Source organism: Vibrio sp. 2134-1 (genome assembly GCF_033339495.1).
In genome coordinates this window covers 1-916 of sequence record NZ_JAWOUS010000203.1, presented here as the reverse complement: position 1 = coordinate 916, position 916 = coordinate 1, and the positions used below count along the sequence as shown (strand labels likewise).

Below are 916 nucleotides of genomic sequence, written 5' to 3'. Positions count from 1 at the left end.
TCATCAGTGTTCTCGCTGATGCTTCTGACGGGGATATTCCTGCTGGATTGATTTTCTCGATTGTTGGTTTGAACATGCCAGCAATGGGTTTATTGATGCTGCCATTGAGTTTGTACATCGGCATATTGATCACTTTTGGTCGTCTCTATGCAGAAAGCGAAATTGTCGTGATGAATGCGACGGGGATCGGCAACAAGTTCCTAGTGCAAGCTGCACTTTACTTGGCGTTGATCACCTCTGGTGTGGCTGCGTTTAATGCACTTTGGTTATCACCTTGGTCTCAAGACCGAGTGGAGCACCTTTACGAACAAGTCGCGGCTGAAAACAGCGTCGACTTACTTAAAAAGGGTCAGTTCCAAGGTACGCCAGACGGTTCATCCGTGGTGTTCATTGACGATATTAAGGACAGCACGCTTAGTAACGTGTTTGTCGCGCAAATGCGTCCACGAGATTCGGTTCTACCTAGCCTGATGTTCTCTTCTTCTGGTGAAGTAAAAGAACTGTCAGATGGCCGTCAGGTTATTACGATGCAAGAAGGTACACGCTATGAAGGTGTGCCAACTCGCGTGGAGTATATGATCACCAAATTTGATGAATATGAAGGGGTGATCGGGCAGCGTGAAGTCAAACAGAAAGGTCGTGACTGGGAAGCTTACCCAACGGCGGATTTGATTGGCCATCCGGATCCTGAAGCGCAAGCGGAGCTGCAATGGCGTATTTCTCTGTTTGTATGTATTCCATTGCTCACGATGCTTGTGATTCCTTTGTCTGCGGTGAACCCTCGTCAAGGGCGCTTTGCCAAAATGGGCCCGGCGATTCTGATTTACTTGGCATACTTCCTTGCGATTAGTGCGACAAAATCGGCATTGGAAGACGGTGCGATTCCGGCGGCGATTGGCATGTGGCCTATTAATGC

At 48.5% G+C, this 916-nt stretch carries 1 protein-coding gene; it reads left to right on the top strand.

Going from position 1 to position 916, the window contains the following annotated elements; all coding sequences use genetic code 11:
- On the top strand, window positions 1–916 hold a 916-nt coding region (gene lptF, locus R7R78_RS24940), incomplete at both ends, for an LPS export ABC transporter permease LptF (protein WP_225474477.1).